This window comes from Bradyrhizobium sp. RP6, from assembly GCF_003837805.1.
In the GTDB taxonomy this organism is placed as follows: Bacteria; Pseudomonadota; Alphaproteobacteria; order Rhizobiales; family Xanthobacteraceae; genus Bradyrhizobium.
The window spans coordinates 239,000-252,077 of record NZ_RQIT01000005.1 but is presented as its reverse complement, the minus strand read 5'-3'; the positions used below and the strand labels follow the sequence as shown (position 1 = coordinate 252,077).

Below are 13,078 nucleotides of genomic sequence, written 5' to 3'. Positions count from 1 at the left end.
GGTTGAATGGCGGGACGCCCGGCCAAAATGGTGAGGGGTCCGATGCGTTGGCACCGAACCCCTCGTCACTCTCTCAGTAAGACGCGTTTTCTTCACGCGAACCGGAAAACCACTTCGCTCGAAAACGCTTTAGAATATCAGCCGGCCTGTAAGCCGGGTTCTGTAGGGCACCGTCCGCTTGCGCGAACGATACGTGACGGCCATTCCTCTGGGACCGTGTTTGCACATGGCCTCGAGCAACCTACCCGGACGGCGAGCCTGACATCGCCCCGCGGCGTTATCGCTTTCGCGAACAGCCCGCTTGAGCCGTCCCTATTCGGTTTTGCTCCCGGTGGGGTTTGCCATGCCGGCTCCGTTGCCGGAACCGCGGTGCGCTCTTACCGCACCTTTTCACCCTTACCCACCTACGCAGCTTGCGCTGCTACGGCACGACAGGCCCGAGGGCTTGCCGCTCCGAAGCCCCTGAGGGCGAAGGCGGGCGGTTCGTTCTCTGTGGCACTTTCCCTGGGGTCACCCCCGCCGGACGTTATCCGGCACCGCATGTCAAGGGAGCCCGGACTTTCCTCCCCGGCGGCCTTTCGGCACCTGCCGGAGCGGCCGTCCGGCCGACTGACCGACAACGCATGGGCATTTGTGACGGTTTCGTCAAGCCGATATCGCTCCGCACCGGCGGTCCGAAATAATTTATCCTGAACATGTCGTTTGGCGCGTGGTCCGTTCGACTGGATGTCGGCGACCCAGCCGAACAACAGGAGTGAAGCGATGCAATATCTGCTGATGATCTACCAGAACGAAGTCGAGTACGCGAAGAACGACGCGGCCACGGCTCAGAAGCTGATGGCCGAATACCAGACCTTTACCCAAGGCATCATCCAGAGCGGCAATTTCAAGGCCGGCGACCGCTTGCAGCCGACCACGACCGCGACGACCGTGCGCGTGCGCGAGGGCAAGATGCTGACGACCGACGGTCCGTTCGCGGAGACGCGCGAGCAGCTCGGCGGTTACTATCTCATCGAAGCCAAGGATCTGAATGCGGCCATCGAGATCGCGGCGCGGATTCCCAGCGCACGCATCGGCTCGATCGAGGTGCGGCCGATCTGGGTGTATGAGAAGTGACGGCGAAGCCGTCATTCCGGGGCTCGCGAAGCGAGAACCCGGAATCTCGCTCCCAGCTTCGGGATTCTCAGGTGCGCAATTGCGCACCAGAGTTCGCGACTGCGTCGCGCCCGGAATGACAGTGGAGTTAAGTGATCGCGCGACATGATCCCGGGCGAGATCGACAAAATCTTCCGCGACGAGGCGGGGCGGGCGCTCGCCACGCTGATCCGTCTCGTCGGTGATTTCGATCTTGCCGAGGACGCGCTGCAGGATGCTTTTGCCGTCGCGCTGGACCGCTGGGCGGGGTCTGAGGTCCCCGAGAACCCGCGCGCCTGGCTGGTCAATGTCGCCAAGCACAAGGCGATCGACCGCATCCGCCGCCAGGCCGTCTTCCGCGGCAAGCAGCAGGCGCTGGTGCATGAGCTCGAGCTGAACGCGCTGGGCCCCGACGAGCCGCCGGCAACGCTCGACGATGACATGCTGCGGCTGATCTTCACCTGCTGCCATCCCGCGTTCGCGCCCGAGGTCCAGGTCGCGCTGACGCTGCGCACGGTCTGCGGGCTGTCGACAGCGCAGGTCGCGCGCGCGTTCCTCGTGGGCGAGGAGGCAATGGCACAGCGGCTCGTCCGCGCCAAGCAGAAGATCAGGCTTGCCGGCATCCCCTATGAGGTGCCCGAGCGCGACGCGCTGGCGCCGCGGCTCGATGGCGTGCTCGCCGTGATCTATCTGGTCTTCACCGAAGGTTATGTTGCGACCGAGGGCGCGGACCTGATGCGGCCCGATCTTGCGGCCGAGGCCATCCGGCTCGGCCGCCTGCTCGACCAGCTGATGCCCGATCGCGCCGGCATCAAGGGCCTGCTGGCGTTGATGCTGCTGCACGACGCGCGCCGCGCCGGGCGCGAGACGCCGGCCGGCGACATCGTGCTGCTCGAAGAGCAGGACCGCTCGCTGTGGGACTGCGCGCAGATCGAGGAGGGCCTGCGGCTGGTGGAGGACGCATTGCGCGTGCCCGCCCAGCCGCAGCCTTACGCGGTGCAGGCCGCGATCGCCGCACTGCATGCGCGCGCGCCCAGCTTCGAGCAGACCGACTGGCCGCAGATCGCCGGGCTCTACGAGGTGCTGCTGCGTATCAACCCCTCGCCGGTGATCGAGCTCAACCATGCCGCGGCGGTCTCGATGGTCGATGGGCCGGCACGGGCGCTCGATCTCGTTGATGCGATCACCGCGCGCGGCGGGCTTCGCGGCTATGGGCTGTTGCCCGCGGTGAGGGCGGATCTGTTGCGGCGGCTTGGCCGCAAGGATGAGGCGCGAGATGCCTATCGTGCGGCGACGGACGCAACGCAGCTCGAGCCGTTGCGGCGGCTCTATGCACGGAGGATGAGGGAGATGGGGTAGGGGCCATACACTCCGCAATGACGGGGAGGCCAGGCCGTCACTTCGACGCCACCGCCGTCCCTTCCTCCGGCAAGCTCGCCAGCAGTGCCCGCAGTGTCGACAGTGTCGAATGATCCGCGACGCCATCGAGCCGCGCGGGACGGAAATGACGCTGGAAGGCGGTGACGACTTCCATCGTCGCAGCGTCGTATTTGCCGTTCAGGGGCACGCCGTAGCCGTATCTGGCGAGCGCCTGCTGCATGCTCAGCACGGCGTCGCTGATGGTGCCGAGCATCAGAGTCTCGCCGCGCACGATCGGGGCGGGCGTGACCCAGTGGCCGACGCCGGAATTGGCCAGCGAATGCCACGGAAACTTCTCGCCGGGGTCCTTCTTGCGCGCGGGCGCGACGTCGGAATGGCCGAGCACCCGGTGGGCCGGCACCTTGCGGCGGAGCATGATGCCGCGGCACAGCGCGATCACGGCGGCGATCTGGCGCAGCGGATATTCCGGATAGCCCCAGTCGTGGCCGCGATTGATGATCTCGATGCCGATCGAGCAGGAGTTGATGTCGTCCTCGCCGGCCCAGGAGGAGACGCCGGCGTGCCAGGCGCGCTTGGCCTCGGGCACGCATTGCACGATGCGGCCGTCCTCCAGCACGACATAATGCGCCGAGACTTCGGTGCCAGCCGTGCACAGTCGTGCCAGCGCGCCCTCGACATCGGGCATGCCGGTGTAGTGCAGCACGATCATGTCCGGCTGCCGTCCCTTGTTGCGCTCGCCATGGTTGGGCGAGGGGATGATGTCCGAGACGATCGATGAGTCGGGCTCGAAGGTCCGCAGGCTCGCCACGGCCTTGGGAACCGGGAGAACACGTTGACGCTTCGAATCGGATCCAGACGGTGTGGACGAACCGGAGGGCATGAGCAGCTCGAACTGACGGAGAGTGGGGCAAGCCCTTCTCTTTACTATTCCTTTACCCTCCACCGCGCGCAATCGCGCGGCGCGGTTAACGGATGCATTTTGCCGATGTGTGTGGATGAAGCATCACCCCGCTCGTCACCTTTACGAGTTGTATCGAGTCGAGCAACGCTTTCTTAACGCTAAGGGCCGTTACTGAGGGATGAAGAGCCGACCCGCGTCCGGAGGCGGCCAAAGCGTATTTTGGCTCGGAATCCCATGGCTGCCCGACAAATTCCACTGGGAACACTGGGTTTGTGGCCGGGGACGACCGGGCTCGGTAACCATGCTGGACAAGGGCTTGGTCGTGGAACCGCCGCGACGCGCAATGATTCGAGGCGTTATGGGCTTGTTCGTCCCCGATCTCGCTTGCATGCCAGGCCGGGCGGTCGGCAGGCATCGCGCATGAGCCCGGTTCCGCATATCCCCGTTCTTGGCCGTGAGGCCATCGTGCATCTCGCTCCGCGCGAGGGCGGCGTTTACGTCGACGCCACTTTTGGTGCGGGCGGTTATAGCCGCGCGATCCTCGAGGTGCCGGGAACCCGACTCATCGCCATCGATCGGGACCGCACCGCGATTGCTGCCGGTGCCGAACTGGTCGAACGCTCCACGGGCCGGCTGACGCTGGTCGAGGACCGCTTCTCCAACCTTGCCGAGGTCTGCGCATCGCAAGGTGTCGAGGCGATCGACGGCGTCGTGATGGATGTCGGCGTGTCCTCGATGCAGCTCGACCAGGCCGGCCGCGGCTTCTCGTTCCGTCTCGACGGTCCGCTCGACATGCGGATGGGGCAGACCGGCCCGACCGCCGCTGACGTCGTCGCACGCGCGTCGGAAGGCGATCTCGCCGACATCATCTATCTCCTCGGCGAGGAGCGGCATTCGCGCCGCATCGCCCGCGCCATTGTCGCAGACCGGCAGGAAACTCCGTTCACCACCACGCGCGCGCTCGCCGACCTCGTCGGAAGGGTGGTTCGCTCAAAGCCGGGAGACATTCATCCGGCGACGCGGACTTTCCAGGCGCTGCGCATCTTCGTCAACGAGGAGCTCGAGGAACTCGAGACGGCACTCGCTGCGGCCGAGCGCATGCTCAAGCCCGGCGGCCGCCTCGTCGTCGTGTCGTTCCATTCGCTGGAAGACCGCATCGTCAAGAATTTTCTCGCCGAGCGCTCCAGGACCGGCGGCGGTTCGCGGCATCTGCCGGAGGTGGCGCAAGTGACGCCGAGCTTCCGGGTTCTGACGCGGCGGCCAGTCGTCGCCGGTGAAGACGAAGTTGCGGGTAATCCGCGCGCGCGCTCCGCCAAGCTGCGCGCCGCCGAGCGCACCCCGGCACCGGCGCATGAGACCGACGAGGCGTCGCCCTGGCCGAAACTCTCCGATGTGATGAGGGGTGGCTAGCGCATGCGCATCATCCACCTCCTCGTCATCGGTGCGCTGATCTTCGCGGCGGCCCATGTCTACCGGATCAAAATGGACTCGACGGCGCGCACCGAGAAGGTGCTGCGGCTGCATGCGGAGATTCGTGAACAGCGCGATGCGATCGCGGCGCTGCGGGCCGAGTGGGCAAAGCTCGATGCCCCGCTGCGGCTGCAAGGCCTGTCCGACCGGCATCTGCACCTCAAGCCGGTCAACGGCACGCAATATGACTCGCTGAAGAATCTGCCGGAGCGCCCGCCGCGGATGTTCAGGCCGGGCGAACCCGATCCGATCGGGGCCATGCTGAACGTCATCGAAGCCGCGAGCGATGCCGATACGGTGACGGGCTCCGTGCCTCAGCCCGAGGACAAGCAATGAGCCCGGCAACGCCTGCAAAACCAATCGAAAAGTCGACCGAGAAGTCGACCGAGCCTTGGCGGCAGCGGCTGATCCGCAGCCTGCTCTACGGGCGCAATGTCGATCGCGCAGCAAAGGCGCGCGCGCGCGTGGGCCTTGCGATACTGGCCTTCGCTTCGGTCTACGCTTTGATCGGCGGGCGGCTCGTGATGTTCGCGATCGGCGCCGACGCCCACGGGGCGCGCCGCGCCGCGGCGCAGGAGGTGGTTGCGACCGCGCGGCCCGACATTGTCGACCGCAACGGCGCGATCCTTGCGACCGACGTCAAGGCGGCGAGCCTGTTCGGCGAGCCGCGCCGCATCATCGACAAGGACGAGGCGATCGAGCTCCTGACCGCGACCATTCCCGACCTCGACGAGGCCGAGGTGCGCGAGCGCTTGAGGTCGCGCAAGGGCTTCGCCTGGCTCAAGCGCGAGGTCACGCCGGCACAGCAGCAGGCCATCCACAAGCTCGGCATTCCCGGCATCGGCTTCCTGCGCGAGAACAAGCGCGTCTATCCGACCGGCAACGAGGTTGCCCACATCATCGGTCTCGTCAACATCGACAATCAGGGCATCGCCGGCCTCGAGAAGTGGCTCGACAATCAGGGGCTCGCCGATCTCCACCGCGCCGGTTTTGCCACCGACCGGCTGCAGAAGCCGATCGAGCTCGCGGTCGATCTGCGCGTCGAGCACGCGCTGCGCGACGAGCTGCTCAAGGCCAAGGACAAGTTCCACGCCAAGGCCGCTTCCGGCATCGTCTCCAACGTCAAGACCGGCGAGATCGTGGCGATGGTCTCGCTGCCCGATTTCGACCCCAACAATCCGAAGGAAGCGCACGATCCCGACCGCATCAACCGTCTCACCACCGGCGTCTACGAGATGGGCTCGACCTTCAAGGCGTTCACGCTGGCGATGGCGCTCGATTCCGGCAAGATCAATCTGAACTCGATGTGGGACGCGCGCGGAAATCTGCACTACGGCAAATTCACGATCCACGACAGTCATCCGCTCGGCCGCTTCATCAACACCAAGGAAGTGTTCACCTACTCGTCCAACATCGGCGCGGCGCGCATCGCGCTCGGCCAGGGCGTGGAGGCGCACAAGGCGTTCCTCGCCAAGATGGGCCAGATGACACGGCTGCGCACCGAACTGCCGGAGAGCGCGGCGCCGCTGCTGCCGCGGCGCTGGAGCGAGCTGAACACGGTCACCGCCGCGTTCGGCCAGGGCCTGTCGGTGGCGCCGCTGCAAGCGGTGATGGGCATCAACGCGCTCGTGAACGGCGGCTATCTGATTCCGCCGACATTCATGAAGCGCAGCGAATCCGAAGCCATGGCGATGGCCAAGCGCGTCATCAAGCCGGAGACCAGCGACAAGATGCGGTTCCTGATGCGGCTCAATGCCGAAGTCGGATCGGCGAGAAAGGCGGACGTCAAGGGCTACTATGTCGGCGGCAAGACCGGCACGTCGGAGAAGGTCATCAACGGTCGCTACGCCAAGAAGCGCGTGCTCAATTCCTTCACGGCGGTGATGCCGTGCGATGATCCGAAATATCAGGTCCTCGTCATGCTGGACGAGCCGCAGGCGCTGCCGGAGACGCACGGTTTCATCACCTCGGGCTGGAACGCGGTGCCGACCGGCGGCAAGGTGATCGAGCGGATCGCGCCGCTTCTCGGCGTCGAGCCACGGTTCGACCTGCCGCCGTCCGAGCGCCTTATTCTTGCAGCATCCAGGACAACCCAGTAATCAACCGGGTGGGCCATCGCCGGTGCTGAGTCGGGATTTTTCCTAATGGATTCGGCTTTCCGGCAGGGCATGTCGACTGGAAGACCATGAAGCTGCGCGACCTCTTAGGCAATGATGCCCTCATCGAGCCGGCTGCCGCGGCGCTCGAGGTGAGCGGCGTTGCGCTCGACAGCCGCGCGGTCAAGCCGGGCGATCTCTTCTTCGCGCTGGCAGGCAGCAAGACCGACGGCGCCCGCTTCGTCGATGCCGCGGTCGCTGCCGGCGCTGTGGCTGTCGCCGGTGACCACGCACCGGCCGCCTGCAAGGTGCCGTTCATCACGAGCGCCAATCCGCGCCGCGCGCTGGCGCTGGCTGCGGCAAGATTTTTCCCTGCGCAGCCCGCCACGATCGCCGCCGTGACCGGAACCAGCGGCAAGACCTCGGTTGCCGCCTTCACACGTCAGATCTGGGAGCGGCTGGGGCATGCCTCCGCCAGCATCGGCACCATCGGCCTGGTCTCGCCCAAGCGCACCGTCTACGGCTCGCTGACGACGCCGGATCCGATCGCATTGCACCGGCAGATCGATGAGATCGCGCGCGACGGGGTCACCCATCTCGCCTTCGAGGCCTCCTCGCATGGGCTCGACCAGTATCGCCTCGACGGCGTGCGCGTCTCCGCCGGCGGCTTCACCAATCTCTCGCGCGACCACATGGATTATCATCCGAGCGTGGCGCATTATCTCGCCGCCAAGCTCCGCCTGTTCCGCGAGTTGGTGCCGCCGGGCGGCGCCGCAGTGATCTCGGCCGATCATGATTGCTCGGCCCAAGCGATCGAGGCCGCCAGGGCGCGCGGCCTGCGCGTCATGGCGGTCGGCCGCAACGGCGACGGAGCAGGCGAGGGCATCCGTCTCACGGAGGCCGTGGTCGAAGGTTTCTCGCAGAAGCTCACGCTCGAACATCGCGGCAAGGGCTACGCGATCCGGCTTCCGCTGGTCGGCGAATTCCAGATCGAGAACGCGCTGGTGTCGGCCGGCCTTGCCATCGGCACCGGCAGCGACGCGGCAGATGTGTTCGCAAGTCTCGAACATCTCGAAGGCGCCAAGGGCCGGCTCGAGCGCGTCGGCGAGCGCAACGGCGCGCCGATCTTCGTCGATTATGCGCATAAGCCCGATGCGCTGGCGAAGGCGCTCCAGGCGCTGCGGCCTTATGCGAAGCGCAGGCTGGTCGTCGTGTTCGGCGCCGGCGGCGACCGCGATGCCGGCAAGCGTCCGATCATGGGTGAAATCGCGGCCGAGAACGCCGACGCCGTCATCATCACCGACGACAATCCGCGCAGCGAGAAGCCGGAGTCCATCCGCGCCGCGATCCTCGCCGCGGCTAAGGGCGCCCGCGAGATCGGCGACCGCGCCGAGGCGATCCGCGCCGCGATCGAGGAACTCGAAGAGGGCGATGCGCTGCTCATCGCCGGCAAGGGCCATGAGACCGGGCAGATCGTCGGCGGAGAGGTTCTGCCCTTCAGTGATCACGAGGCGGTTGCCGCCGCACTAGCGTCGAGGGTTGCATGAGCGCGCCAATATGGACGGTTGCCGAAGTCGCGCGTGCGCTGGGTGTCACCGGATCATTCCCGGACACGGGAATCGACTTTGTCACGCAGGACAGCCGGCTGGTGAAGCCGGGCAGCCTGTTCGTCGCGCTCAGCGGCACGCCGAGCGGCGGCTTCGTCTCGGCCTTCGCCAGCGCGCGCGACGGCTGGGAGTTCGCGGACAAGGCGGAGGCTTCTGGCGCGGTGGCGATGATCGTGCCGCACGAGATCGCAGGCATCCGCATCCCGCAGATCGTCGTCAAGGACACGCTGATCGACGGCCTCTGGGGCCTTGCACGTGCCACACGCGCGCGCTTCCATGGGCCGGTGATCGGACTCACCGGAAGCGCGGGCAAGACCAGCACCAAGGAATTTCTCGCCGCCTATCCGAACGCCTATGCGAGCCCGTCGAGCTTCAACAATTTCTGGGGCGTGCCGCTGACGCTGTGCAATGCCAGGCGGGATGCCAGCCTCTGGGTCGTCGAGATGGGCATGAACCAGCAGGGAGAGATCGCGCGGCTCAGCGAATTGACGCGGCCGACGGTCGCGCTCGTCGTCAACGTGCAGCCCGTGCATCTGGAAAAGCTCGGCTCGCTGGAAGCCATCCGGCGCGAGAAGGTATCGATCGCGCTCGGCCTGCCCGAGAATGGTGTGCTGGTGCTGCCGGCCGGGATCAAGGCGCCCGAATGGAAGGGCAAGGTCGTGCGCTTCGGCGGCGAGCATGCCGAGGTGCACGAGGTTGCGCATGCGCCCCACGGCGAGAGCTGGCAGATCGTGGCCGCAATCGGCAGGAAGGAGATCGCCTTCAGCCTCACCCCTGGCGCGCCGCACCGGGTGCACAATGCGCTGGCCGCGCTCGCCGCGGTTCATGCTGCGCATCTCGACGTCGCGACGCTCGCGATCAAGCTCGACCGCGTCGGCATCATGACCGGCCGCGGCGTCGAGCAGGCGGTCGGCGATATCACCGTAATCGACGACAGCTTCAACGGCAATCCGGCCAGCGTGGCGGCTGCGCTGCAAAGCCTCCAGGCGCGCCACGTGAGTGATGGCCGCCGCATCGCGGTTCTCGGCGACATGCTCGAGCTGGGCGAGGACGCCCCGAACTATCACACCGGCCTTGCCAAATATCTCGAAGGCATCGACGGCGTCTACTGCGTCGGTCCCTTGATGCGCCATCTCTATGACGTGCTGCCATCAGGCAAGGGCCTTGGCTGGCACGATGATCCCGCCACGTTGAAGCCGAGCGAGGTTGCGGGCCTGCTGAAGGCAGGGGATGTCGTGGTTGTCAAGGGCAGCAAGAAGATGTTCTGGGTCAACAAGTTTGTGCCGGGGCTGGTGGCCGCCTTGCAGGCGAAGGCGTAAACTGCTTGGAAGGCGCTGTTCCCGAATCTCACCCTTTGTGGCGCGAAGCCGTCCGTTTTCCCAGAGGTCGCGCGAGCCATGACGAAAACCAGCGAATGCCCGTGAGGCACGTTGAGGCCAAGATAAAGGCCAAGAACAAGGCCAAGGCTGCGTGTGCAAAGGCGCCATAGGACCGTCTGAATGTTTTACTGGTTGATCGAGCTTTCCAACACATTTCCGGGATTCGGTGCCGTTCGCACCTTCTTCAACGTCTTCCGCTACATCACCTTCCGCACCGGCGGCGCAGTCGTGACCGGCGCGCTGTTCGTGTTCCTGTTCGGGCCCTGGATCATCGACCATCTGCGCATCCGTCAGGGCAAGGGCCAGCCGATCCGCCTCGACGGCCCGCAATCGCATCTCGCCAAGAAGGGCACGCCCACCATGGGCGGGCTGATGATCCTGTCCGGCCTCACCGTCGGCACGGTGCTGTGGGCCAATCCGCTCAACCCCTATGTCTGGATCGTGCTGGCGGTGACGCTCGGCTTCGGCTTCGTCGGCTTCTATGACGATTACCTCAAGGTGACCAAGCAGACCACGACCGGGTTCGGCAGCAAGCTTCGCCTTCTGATCGAGGCGGTTATCGCGCTGGTTGCCTGCTACGCGCTGGTGCGGCTGAACCGCGATCCCGCCTCGACCGCGCTGACGATCCCGTTCCTCAAGGACACCGTGCTGCATTTCGGCTGGTTCTTTGTGGTGTTCGGCGCCTTCGTCATCGTCGGCGCCGGCAATGCCGTGAACCTCACCGATGGCCTCGATGGCTTGGCAATCGTACCGGTGATGATCGCGACCGCGAGCTTTGCGATGATCGCCTACCTCGCCGGCAACGCCGTGTTCGCCGACTATCTCCAGATCAAATATGTCGCCGGCACCGGCGAGCTCGCGGTGCTCTGCGGCGCGCTGCTGGGCGCCGGCCTCGGCTTCCTCTGGTTCAACGCCCCGCCGGCCTCGATCTTCATGGGCGACACCGGCTCGCTCGCCCTCGGCGGCATGCTCGGTGCGATCGCGGTCGCGGTGAAGCACGAGATCGTGCTCGCGGTGATCGGCGGCCTGTTCGTGCTGGAGGCGGTCTCGGTCATCGTCCAGGTGGTGTCGTTCAAGCTCACCGGCAAACGCATCTTCCGGATGGCGCCGATCCATCATCATTTCGAGCAGCTCGGCTGGACCGAGCCGCAGATCGTGATCCGTTTCTGGATCATCTCGGTGATGCTGGCGCTGGCCGGCCTCTCGACGCTGAAGCTGCGGTGATGGTCTCGCGATGATCCCGATTACATCCTTCGCCGGCAAGAGCGTCGCGGTGTTCGGCCTCGGCGGCTCGGGGCTCGCCTCCTGCCACGCGCTGAAGGCGGGCGGCGCCGAGGTGATCGCCGCCGACGACAATGCCGAGAACGTCGCCAAAGCCGCGCAGGCCGGCTTCATCACCGCCGATCTGCGCAACGTCTCCTGGGCGAATTTCGCCGCGCTCGTGCTCGCGCCCGGCGTGCCGCTGACGCATCCGGTGCCGCATTGGAGCGCGCTGAAGGCGCGCGAAGCGGGCGTCGAGGTGATCGGCGACATCGAGCTGTTCTGCCGCGAGCGGCGCCGCCACGCACCCGACGCGCCGTTCGTCGCCATCACCGGCACCAACGGCAAGTCGACCACGACGGCGCTGATCGCGCACCTGACGAAAGTCGCCGGCTACGACACCCAGATGGGCGGTAATATCGGCACCGCGATCCTGTCGCTGGAGCCGCCGCGCATGGGCCGTGTCCACGTCATCGAGATGTCGTCCTACCAGATCGACCTCACGCCCTCGCTCGATCCCTCCGTCGGCATCCTGCTCAATGTCAGCGAGGACCATATCGACCGGCATGGTACGATCGAGCACTACGCAGCGGTAAAGGAGCGCCTCGTCGCTGGTGTGCAGGCGGGCGGCACCTCGATCGTCGGTGTCGACGACGGCTATAGCCGTGATGTCGCCGACCGGCTCGACCGCGCCGGCAAGAACGTGATGCGCATTTCCGTCAAAAACCCGCTCGCCTCCGGCATCTATGTCGAGCATGGCAACATCGTGCGCGCCTCGGGCGGCGCCCGCAGCGAGGTCGCCGCGCTCGGCGGCATCGGCTCGCTGCGCGGCCTGCACAACGCGCAGAACGCGGCGTGCGCCGCCGCCGCCGCGCTCGCCATGGGCATCAGCCTCGATGTGTTACAGAACGGCCTGCGCAGCTTTCCCGGCCTTGCCCACCGCATGGAGCAGGTCGGCCGCCGCGGCAACGTGCTGTTCGTCAATGACTCCAAGGGCACCAATGCCGACGCGACCGCGCATGCGCTGTCGTCGTTTGCCGACATCTTCTGGATCGCCGGCGGCAAGCCGAAGGCCGGCGGCATCACGAGTTTGACGGGTTTCTTCCCGCGCATCCGAAAAGCCTATCTGATCGGCGAGGCCGCGCAGGAATTTTCGGGAACGCTGGGCGCGGTCGCGCATGAGATCAGCCAGACCCTCGACGTCGCCGTCGAGCATGCCGCGCGCGATGCGGAGGCATCAGGTCTTAGCGATGCGGTCGTACTGCTGTCACCGGCCTGCGCCTCCTTCGACCAGTACCGCAATTTCGAAATCCGCGGCACCAGGTTCCGCGAACTGGTGCAGGCGCTGCCGGGCGTGAAGCCGGTGGTGTGAGAATGTCGCGGCGACGCTGGATCGGACTTGTCGTCGCTGCGCTTGCTGTCCCGGTCGTCGCGGGTTTTATCTTCGTTGTCATCGTCGACAGTGTCATGACTGGATTCGGCGCATGCCGCATCGTTCGCCAACGCGCATTCGCCTCGCCAAGCGGTAGCCAGTTGGTTGTCGTGGTCTGGAAGTCGTGCGGCGCGACGGTGCCCGACAGCACGCAAGCCAGCATCCTGGCGCGCGGCCGGACGTTCTCGCCGGAGAGCACGCCGACTTTCGTCAGCCTGCGCGGGCACCTTGATGTTGTCGTCGCGTGGAGCAGTGAGCGCGCGGTCAGGATCGGGTTCATCCCCGGGCCAGATCAGATCTACAAGCGCGATCAGCGCGCGGGAGACGTTGCGATCAACTACGAATAGGGCGCTCGTGTCCCGGACGCGGTGCGGCACGAAGTGACGCTCCGCAGAGCCGGGACCCAGACCGCTACACGA

11 protein-coding genes and 1 other RNA gene are annotated in these 13,078 nt (G+C 66.1%); 10 read left to right on the top strand and 2 right to left on the bottom strand.

Features of this window, described 5'->3' with window-relative positions; all coding sequences use genetic code 11:
- Positions 1–133: 133 nt before the first annotated feature.
- An RNA gene (gene rnpB / locus EHH60_RS13960) (RNase P RNA component class A) lies at positions 134–613 on the bottom strand.
- A gap of 149 nt (positions 614–762) precedes the next feature.
- Between rnpB and EHH60_RS13955 the strand changes: the two genes are divergently transcribed.
- Positions 763–1,116, top strand: a complete 354-nt coding sequence (locus EHH60_RS13955) for a YciI family protein (RefSeq protein ID WP_124160024.1) — start codon at positions 763–765, stop codon at positions 1,114–1,116.
- A gap of 144 nt (positions 1,117–1,260) precedes the next feature.
- Positions 1,261–2,493 carry an RNA polymerase sigma factor gene (locus EHH60_RS13950; protein WP_124160023.1) on the top strand — a complete coding sequence of 411 codons (1,233 nt, stop codon included), beginning with the start codon at positions 1,261–1,263 and terminating at the stop codon, positions 2,491–2,493.
- Between the two features lie 37 nt (positions 2,494–2,530).
- On the opposite strand, the gene EHH60_RS13945 is transcribed toward EHH60_RS13950, so the two are convergent.
- Complete coding sequence (locus EHH60_RS13945) at positions 2,531–3,394, bottom strand: N-acetylmuramoyl-L-alanine amidase (RefSeq protein WP_199751449.1); 864 nt, start codon at positions 3,392–3,394, stop codon at positions 2,531–2,533.
- A gap of 441 nt (positions 3,395–3,835) precedes the next feature.
- Here EHH60_RS13945 and rsmH point away from each other — a divergent pair, with 441 nt between their 5' ends.
- The 8 genes from rsmH to EHH60_RS13905 all read left to right on the top strand — a co-directional run bounded on the left by rsmH (position 3,836) and on the right by EHH60_RS13905 (position 13,006).
- Positions 3,836–4,825 carry a 16S rRNA (cytosine(1402)-N(4))-methyltransferase RsmH gene (rsmH, locus tag EHH60_RS13940; protein WP_199751448.1) on the top strand — a complete coding sequence of 330 codons (990 nt, stop codon included), beginning with the start codon at positions 3,836–3,838 and terminating at the stop codon, positions 4,823–4,825.
- A 3-nt stretch (positions 4,826–4,828) separates the two neighbouring features.
- Positions 4,829–5,221 carry a cell division protein FtsL gene (ftsL, locus tag EHH60_RS13935; protein WP_124160021.1) on the top strand — a complete coding sequence of 131 codons (393 nt, stop codon included), beginning with the start codon at positions 4,829–4,831 and terminating at the stop codon, positions 5,219–5,221.
- Positions 5,218–6,984 (top strand): peptidoglycan D,D-transpeptidase FtsI family protein, encoded by a 1,767-nt coding sequence (locus EHH60_RS13930; protein ID WP_124160020.1) that lies wholly within the window; start codon positions 5,218–5,220, stop codon positions 6,982–6,984. The genes ftsL and EHH60_RS13930 overlap by 4 nt, the downstream gene beginning before the upstream one ends.
- 86 nt (positions 6,985–7,070) lie before the next feature.
- Complete coding sequence (locus EHH60_RS13925) at positions 7,071–8,528, top strand: UDP-N-acetylmuramoyl-L-alanyl-D-glutamate--2,6-diaminopimelate ligase (protein WP_124160019.1); 1,458 nt, start codon at positions 7,071–7,073, stop codon at positions 8,526–8,528.
- Entirely contained in the window at positions 8,525–9,907 is a 1,383-nt protein-coding gene (locus EHH60_RS13920; RefSeq protein ID WP_124160018.1) for a UDP-N-acetylmuramoyl-tripeptide--D-alanyl-D-alanine ligase, read from the top strand. Before EHH60_RS13925 ends, EHH60_RS13920 begins: the two co-directional genes overlap by 4 nt.
- Before the next feature lie 180 nt (positions 9,908–10,087).
- Positions 10,088–11,191 (top strand): phospho-N-acetylmuramoyl-pentapeptide-transferase, encoded by a 1,104-nt coding sequence (gene mraY, locus EHH60_RS13915; RefSeq protein ID WP_124160017.1) that lies wholly within the window; start codon positions 10,088–10,090, stop codon positions 11,189–11,191.
- A gap of 10 nt (positions 11,192–11,201) precedes the next feature.
- Complete coding sequence (gene murD, locus EHH60_RS13910) at positions 11,202–12,599, top strand: UDP-N-acetylmuramoyl-L-alanine--D-glutamate ligase (protein ID WP_124160016.1); 1,398 nt, start codon at positions 11,202–11,204, stop codon at positions 12,597–12,599.
- 2 nt (positions 12,600–12,601) lie between these two features.
- On the top strand, positions 12,602–13,006 hold the full coding sequence (locus tag EHH60_RS13905; RefSeq protein WP_124160015.1) for a hypothetical protein: 405 nt from the start codon (positions 12,602–12,604) through the stop codon (positions 13,004–13,006).
- Positions 13,007–13,078 lie beyond the last annotated feature (72 nt).